Annotated in this window: 5 protein-coding genes; 3 read left to right on the top strand and 2 right to left on the bottom strand. The window is 40.4% G+C overall.

Annotation, left to right across the window (positions count from 1 at the left end; all coding sequences use genetic code 11):
- Nucleotides 1–533: 533 nt before the first annotated feature.
- Both galU and BTU61_RS06300 read right to left on the bottom strand, forming a co-directional pair.
- Nucleotides 534–1,442 carry a UTP--glucose-1-phosphate uridylyltransferase GalU gene (galU, locus tag BTU61_RS06305; protein ID WP_187538302.1) on the bottom strand — a complete coding sequence of 303 codons (909 nt, stop codon included), beginning with the start codon at nt 1,440–1,442 and terminating at the stop codon, nt 534–536.
- A gap of 45 nt (nt 1,443–1,487) precedes the next feature.
- The gene (locus BTU61_RS06300; RefSeq protein WP_200772816.1) at nt 1,488–2,504 is read right to left on the bottom strand and encodes an NAD(P)H-dependent glycerol-3-phosphate dehydrogenase; all 1,017 of its coding nucleotides are present in this window, start codon (nt 2,502–2,504) and stop codon (nt 1,488–1,490) included.
- A 272-nt stretch (nt 2,505–2,776) separates the two neighbouring features.
- Between BTU61_RS06300 and BTU61_RS06295 the strand changes: the two genes are divergently transcribed.
- The 3 genes from BTU61_RS06295 to BTU61_RS06285 all read left to right on the top strand — a co-directional run bounded on the left by BTU61_RS06295 (nt 2,777) and on the right by BTU61_RS06285 (nt 7,637).
- Nucleotides 2,777–3,466, top strand: coding sequence for a gamma-glutamyl-gamma-aminobutyrate hydrolase family protein (locus BTU61_RS06295; protein WP_200772815.1), 690 nt, complete (start codon nt 2,777–2,779; stop codon nt 3,464–3,466).
- A 115-nt stretch (nt 3,467–3,581) separates the two neighbouring features.
- Nucleotides 3,582–5,591: a DUF2079 domain-containing protein gene (locus tag BTU61_RS06290; RefSeq protein WP_200772814.1), complete on the top strand. Its 2,010-nt coding sequence runs from the start codon at nt 3,582–3,584 to the stop codon at nt 5,589–5,591.
- 147 nt (nt 5,592–5,738) lie between these two features.
- A complete protein-coding gene (locus BTU61_RS06285; RefSeq protein ID WP_200772813.1) occupies nt 5,739–7,637 on the top strand; it encodes an Ig-like domain-containing protein in 1,899 nt (632 codons plus the stop codon).
- Nucleotides 7,638–7,663: the final 26 nt, after the last annotated feature.

Below are 7,663 nucleotides of genomic sequence, written 5' to 3'. Positions count from 1 at the left end.
TGCGTCTTGCTCGACAATCAAAAAACAAGAAGAGGCTAGGACTTTTGTCCCAGTCTCTTCAGATCAAGGACAAAGTCATATTAAAAACTTTCCTTAGGTGAGTACGGACGTTAGGTGAAATTATCCAGTGGATGATTTCAGCAATCCAGGAAGTTCCATGACTAAATCAAGATACAAAGGGCGTCTGCGGATAAAGTCAAAATAGGAAGTTTGACGAAGAATCTTTAGATTCTAGGAGAACTTATCTTTTTGACACGATCCGCAGCCCGTGTTCAATTCTTATTGAGCCTCTTCGCTCTTTTGTTTCTTGGCTCAGGCTAAAACAGTTTCCCAAACTGTTTTACTCTCAATAATCCCGAGTACTTGAAACATCGTTGTTTCAAGTACTTTCCTCACGGCGGAAAGTTTCGTCATTTTCTTGAATCGTTCTAAGAATTGTAGCAAATTTATATTTTTTGCAGAATGGATTAACTTATTCTACTTTAAAATAGTTTGTCTACATTAAAAGGTGTGGGAATCAAATCCCACTCCTTTTAGTCTGCAGTTTTTTCAGATGCTTCTAATTTCTTTCCAAGATCGATAATGTACTGTTTGAGATCGTCTTTGACTTGAGGATGTTTCAAGGCATAGTCGATCGATGTTTTCATGAAACCAAACTTATCGCCCACATCGTAGCGTTTGCCATCAAATTCACGAGCGAAAACACGTTGGGTTTTGTTGAGGGTATCGATGGCATCGGTTAATTGGACCTCATTCCCAGCCCCTGGTTTTTGATTTTCAAGAATATCAAAAATCTCAGGTGTCAAGAGGTAGCGACCGATGATAGCGAGATCACTCGGTGCATCTTCTGGATCAGGTTTTTCGACAAAGGTCTCAACGCTATAAAGCCCATTGATGCCTTCACCTTGAGGAGCAATGACCCCGTAAGAGGAAACCTCTTCATGAGGCACTTCCATCACGGCAATCGTAGAGGCGTGTGTCTCATCATAGTCGTTGATCAATTGCTTGGTCAATGGTAGTGCATGATCGTCCGTGATATCCATGAGATCATCCCCAAGCATGACGACAAAGGGTTCATTCCCAACAAAGGCCTTGGCTTGAAGAACAGCATCTCCCAAGCCACGAGGGTGACTTTGACGGATGAAGTGGAGGTTGATAGCCGTTGTATCATTGACCAACTTGAGGAGATCGGTCTTGCCTTTTTGCTCCAAGTTGTATTCCAATTCAAAGTTTGAATCGAAATGGTCTTCGATGGAGCGTTTGGCTTTACCAGTTACGACGAGGATTTCCTCAATTCCAGATTTTAAGGCTTCTTCCACGATAAATTGGATGGTTGGTTTGTCTACGATTGGCAACATTTCCTTTGCCAAAGCTTTGGTAGCTGGAAGAAATCGGGTTCCCAATCCAGCAGCAGGGATGACTGCTTTTCTAACTTTCGTCATATCATTTCCTTTCTGAAAGGTCGGTTTGATGGAAGAATGGCTGCTTTATTTCCATTCGTTTTCTTCTTTAAATTCATTGCTCATCATGTGGTGGATGGCTTCACGGATACCTTTTCCTTCGTAGATGACTTGGTAAATCGCTTGTGTGATTGGCATATAAACATCCAATTCTTGGGCCAGTTCATGGGCAACTTTGGTTGTTGAAATCCCTTCGATGATCATGCCCATATTGGCTTCAATATCTTCGAGTTTTTCACCACGACCGAGCGCATCCCCTGCTCGCCAGTTGCGGGAATGAACAGAAGTACCGGTAACGATCAAGTCACCAACCCCAGACAAACCGCTATAGGTCAAGGGGCTAGCCCCAAGCTTCACACCGAGACGCGTGATTTCAGCGAGACCGCGCGTGATGATAGCTGCTTTGGCATTGTCCCCGTAACCAAGACCGTGCAATGCTCCAGCTCCGACCGCGATGATATTCTTCAAGGCACCAGCTGTTTCTACACCGATGACATCTGTGTTGGTGTAGAGGCGGAAGTAGTGGTTGCTAAAGAGCTCTTGAACGTAGCGGGCAGCTTCTAAATCTTTTGAGGCGGCCGTGATAAGAGTGATATCGCGGACGATGGTTTCCTCCGCATGGCTCGGTCCGGATACGACTACGATCTCACTGCGAAGAGTTGCAGGAATTTCTTCCTCAAGGATCTGAGAAATCCGATCATGTGTTCCGGGCTCCAAACCTTTAGATGCATGCATGACCGTCACAGGGTGATCCAGTGTTTCCGCGACTTGCTTTGCGACCAAGCGCGTGACCTTGGTTGGGACCACAAAGAGGATGGCATCTACACCGTCCAAGGCTGTTTTGAGATCTGTCGTAGCTGTGATTTGATCGCTAATAACAGCCTCTTTAAAATAACGTTTATTGGTATGTTGGGTATTGATTTCGTCGATTTGTTCTTGGATATTTCCCCAGAGACGGACTTCATGGCCGTTATCATTGAGGACTTGTGAAAGGGCTGTTCCCCATGAACCAGGACCCAACACTGCAACGGTTTGTTTTTCCATTGTATCTTCCATTTCTATATGTATTTTCAAGCAAGGCTGGCAAGCAGCCAAGCCTCCTCTAATCATGCCTTCAAGCACGCCTTGAAGGACGATTCTATTTTCTTCTCTATTTTATCATAATATAGGTGAAAAAACTTGTATGATTGAACATTGTTTTAGAAGAAAATGAAAGGCGATAAATAAAACCTATCACACTTTTAAAAAATACATATTAGACACTATCACTAATAGGTGGTAAGATAAATGCAAGAAAACGTAAAGGAGGAATGAATATGTGCAGAACGATCGTAGGAGTATCCGCTAATCTCTGCCCGGTTGATCCGGAAGGAAAAAACCTTCATTCCTCTGTATCTAGTCAGTTTGCCGAAGGCATTCGCCAAGCGGGAGGCCTGCCAATGGTGATTCCGATGGGAGATCCTTCCTTGGTCAAGGACTATGTGGAAACCATTGATAAATTGATCCTGAGTGGTGGTCAAAATGTTGATCCAAGTCTCTATGGTGAGGAAAAAACGATTGAGAGCGATGATTACAATATCGAGCGCGATCAATTTGAGCTTGCCCTACTGAAGGAAGCAGTACGTCAAAACAAACCAGTTCTAGGGATTTGCCGCGGGGTACAGTTGATCAATGTCGCCTTTGGAGGAACGCTAAACCAAGCCATTGAAGGGCACTGGCAAGGACTTCCGTTTGGAACTTCTCATTCCGTTGAGACTCAAAAAGGCAGTGTCGTCGAGCAACTCTTTGGCCAAGCGACACGGATCAATTCCGTGCATCGCCAAAGTATCAAGGATCTGGCACCAAATTTCCGCGCGACAGCTTTTGATCCACGTGATCATACCATCGAAGCCATCGAAGCAGTCGACGGTCATCGCATTATGGGCTTGCAGTGGCATCCAGAATACTTGGTCAATGAAGAAAAAGGGAATTTAGAACTATTTCGCTATTTGTTGCAGGAGTTATAATGAAGTTAGAGATTGGACTTGAGCTGATCTCTTTTTATATACTGATTAGTACTATCTAGAAATAGTGAATTATTTATGCTAGAATAGGAAATAGAATTGGGAGGTATCAAATAGAATGAAATTGATTCGGACAGTAAACAGCAATTATGTATGGCTACTGTTTTCTTCTTATCTTTTTGGGGTTATCGTAAATTTAGTACGATTTCCAACAAATACTTTATTTTTAGAATTAGGGAAGACAAGTGGAACCAGTATTATAGTAGGAATGATGCTAAGTTTTCCTCTTTTTTGGCTACTGACGGAAAGTAAAAAGTATGTAACTACAAGAAGTATTAATATTTTTCTAGTAGCATTTATTTTATTTTTTTCGATTCTGAAAGGTCCAAGCCTGTTCATGTCACTAGGCTTAATCTTATTTTCTTTGATTTTATTCCTATTTTTTTATCTGGGAAAAGAGAAGTTGTCCTATATATTCCTCGCTCCAGTACTCTTATCTTTTCCTAAATTACTGCTCCAAACAAGTGTTAATTTTCAAGACCAAGGGTTAGGAATCTTTTCATTTACTCTTTCTGATTCAAGATTGCCAACCTTAATCTGGTCTGTTTTGATTTCAATCATTATAGCTGTATTGGTAGGTATCATTCTCTATAAACTACCTTTGGATAAAGCAAGTGATATCTGGATTCGAAGACTAACAGTTGTTGTATTACTATGCGGTTTTTTCTATGTCCTATACCTATCTGTGGTTGTGTATTATAAGGTGAAAGCCAATGCGGTCTCTTCGTTTGATATCGGAATTTTTTCGCAAATGTTTGAGAGAATGAGGCATGACCTTTCACAAATTACAACACTTGAAAGAGATGGAGCCTTGTCTCATTTTGCGGTACATATTTCACCAATCTATTATTTGATTTTACCCTTCTATATGTTATTTCCTTATGTGGAAACATTAGATATCATACAAAATGTCATTGTATTTTCAGGAGTGATACCATTGCTCTTCATTCTGAAAAAAATACAATTGCCAAAATTAATGACCCCTCTATTTACTGCACTCTTTTTTGTTACACCTGTAATGACAACAAGTGGTGGCTTTCACCTGCATGAAAATTGTTTTTTGCCACCATTAATTCTATGGTTGTTTTATGGAATCATTTCTCAATGGAGATGGCGCTCGCTTTTATTTGCACAGTTGTTACTCTTTGTAAAAGAGGATGCCTTCGTTTATGTCATTGCGTTAGGTCTTTATTTCACTTTTCAAAATCGTTTTACGTTCTCCGTTAAGTTTAAAAGATGGTTATATATAATTACCATTGCCTTACCGATTATCTACTTTAGTTGTGGATTACTTTTCTTAGCAACACATGGCGAAGGAGCCATGGTATCAAGGTACGACAACTTATTAGTCAATGGTGAAAGTGGCTTGATGATGATAGTGAAGAATATTATCTTGAATCCACTTTATGTTATGGGCATGTTATTCACACCAAAGAGATTGGGATATATTTTTATAGTTCTATTTTCATTAGGATTCTTACCAGTTATTCAAAAACGTTGGGCGACCTATTTTCTCATCTCGCCTCTCTTTCTGATTAATTTATTAACGGGGTGGCCGTATCAGCATGATATTGGTTATCAATATAGCTATGGCTCCATCACACTCCTATTTTTGATGGCCTTGTTGTCAGTGGATGATCTTAGTAAGCAACAGATAATGAAAGAAAATGTATTGGTGGCCTTTGTAGCTTCTTGTGTGATTTTCTCAAGTTCTATCCTTTATAGTTTCACGAATAATTGGACTTTTGAAATTCATTATTACCAAGATCGAAAGGATTATTTTGACGGAATTCAATCAGTGTTGGATAAAATTCCCAAAGAAAAAGTGGTTTTGGCGGCAGGTAGTTACACTCCTGGCCTTCGAAAGAATGAAGCACTATATGATATCTTTTATCATCATGATAAAAAAGTGGATTCAAAAATTGACATCGTTGTAGTTCCAAGGGAAATGCAAGAGGAGAAAAATGGCTACTCCGAAACAGCAACTTTAAACCTCTATAAAGAGGCTGGGTACAAGGAAAGCCATCTCTCAACCAAGGATGTATTGGTCTTAGAGAAAGGACATTGATCCCTAAAGTTTGTCCAAGAAATAGGAGAGTGATCCTTAAATGTACAAAAAAGGACTTTTTGTTCATGAAACTTGACAATTTTACTATGTTGTGCTATATTGAAAACGCTGATTTTTTTTTAAAATAAAAAGTAAAAGGGAGAAAATATGAAAAAGTTAGCAGTTTTTTTGTCAATAGTTTGTTCGCTATTGATTGTGTCATTGACACTTTTTTCTAAAACTGTACAGGCGGAAACGTCTAAAAAAGTCGATGTGATTACGGAAGTTAAGATTCAAAATGATCAAGGTGGAGATTTAACTGAGGCCCTTGGTAGATATGATAATTTCCGACTAAATGCAAAATTTGCTATCGGGAAAAGAGGAACAGTAAAAGCCGGAGATACAACCGAAGTTAAAATCGACTCCCCAATTGATATTAAATCACAGGATTTTGAGATTAAAGATCCAAGTGGTAACTTGGTTGCCAAGGCAAAAGTTGATGCAGCTACTGGTAAAATTATCTTGACCTTTACAAAATATGTAGAAACAAAAGACGATGTATCCGGTTCATTCTTCTTTTATGCGGCAGTTAACAGAGATAAATTCCCGCAAGAAGGAGATGCTCCAGTTAAAGTAACTGTTAACAATCAAGTGAAGTTTACAGGGAAGGTAGCCAGCGGGGTTATTGGAACTGCCAAACGCTATCCTATTATCAAAACAGGTTGGGATACGGGAGACCATAAGGAACTTGGTTTCCGTATTGCTGTAAATAGAACGAATGAAGCTATCAATAATGTTGTTCTTACAGATACGATCGAATCAAAAGCGGTTTCTTATAAAGCAGGAAGTTTTAAAATTTTCAAAGGAACTTGGGAATACATCAATGGTAAATGGGAACTTAAAAATAAGCAAGACGTCACTTCTCAATATACTGTAAATGCAACAGATTCAACCTTCTCTATTAACTTTGGAAACCTTTCTGCAACAGATCAATTTTCTGTAGAGTACTTTGCAAATGTTAACTATGCAGCTGTCGATCGTGAAGTTATTAAAAACAAAGCTACACTCAAACGTGCCGGTAAAGAAGATTTTGATTCAAAAAGTAATGTAAAAATCCAAATTGCTGGTGGTGAAGGAATTGGTTATGAGTTTAGTATCAAGGTAACCAAAGTAGACGAAAAGAATGGACCACTTAAAGGTGCAAAATTCCAAGTGATTCGTCAAGCGAACGGTGAAGTGATGGGAGAATTCGAATCCAACGAAAAAGGTGAATTTTCTGTTAAGAAGCTTTTGAGAGATAAATACATTATCAAAGAAGTCTCAGCTCCGAAGGGTTATGAGTTGTCTAAGGAAGATACTGTTGTGGAAGCTGGTGAATTTAAAACAGCGGATAAACCTGTTACAAAAACGATTGTAAACAAAAAGGAAAAACCTGTAACAACAACCACAACCACAACAACTACAACAACCACTACCACAACTACTACCACAACGACCAAAGCACCGACAACGACGACTACCACGACGGAAGCACCGACGACGACCACAACAACGACGGAAGCACCGACCACCACGACTACAACAACGAAAGCACCGACGACGACAACAACGTCGACGGAAGCACCAACCACCACGACTACAACAACGAAAGCACCGACGACGACAACAACGTCGACGGAGGCACCGACCACCACGACTACAACAACGAAAGCACCGACGACGACAACTACGTCGACGAAAGCACCAACCACCACGACTACAACAACGAAAGCACCGACGACAACCACTACGTCGACAGAAGCACCGACGACAACTACTACATCGACGGAAGCTCCAACCACCACGACGACAACAACGGGAGCACCGAAAACAACTCCGGAAGTACCAGTTAGAAAACAATCGACAACAACATCTGGAATCCCAGGAGCAAAAGGCAGCAACCGCGGAGGAGGATACAGATCGCTTCTTCCGAATACAGGTGAAGTTGCAGCAACTGGACTTGTAGTCTCAGGAGTTCTTGTATTGTCAGGAGCTATTGTATTGAAACGGAAATTGTCCATGAACTAAGCAATGAGTTTCTATATCAGGGGAGA

Source organism: Streptococcus lactarius (genome assembly GCF_016642265.1).
GTDB classification, from domain to species: domain Bacteria; phylum Bacillota; class Bacilli; order Lactobacillales; family Streptococcaceae; genus Streptococcus; species Streptococcus lactarius.
The sequence above is the reverse complement of the archived record's forward strand: the minus strand, read 5'-3'. Positions and strand labels throughout refer to the sequence as shown.

What these genes read in the sequence shown, in the direction of transcription:
- galU (WP_187538302.1), bottom strand. Translation starts at nt 1,442, where the DNA reads ATGACGAAAGTTAGAAAAGCAGTCATCCCTGCTGCTGGATTGGGAACC.
- BTU61_RS06300 (WP_200772816.1), bottom strand. Translation starts at nt 2,504, where the DNA reads ATGGAAAAACAAACCGTTGCAGTGTTGGGTCCTGGTTCATGGGGAACA.
- BTU61_RS06295 (WP_200772815.1), top strand. Translation starts at nt 2,777, where the DNA reads ATGTGCAGAACGATCGTAGGAGTATCCGCTAATCTCTGCCCGGTTGAT.
- BTU61_RS06290 (WP_200772814.1), top strand. Translation starts at nt 3,582, where the DNA reads ATGAAATTGATTCGGACAGTAAACAGCAATTATGTATGGCTACTGTTT.
- BTU61_RS06285 (WP_200772813.1), top strand. Translation starts at nt 5,739, where the DNA reads ATGAAAAAGTTAGCAGTTTTTTTGTCAATAGTTTGTTCGCTATTGATT.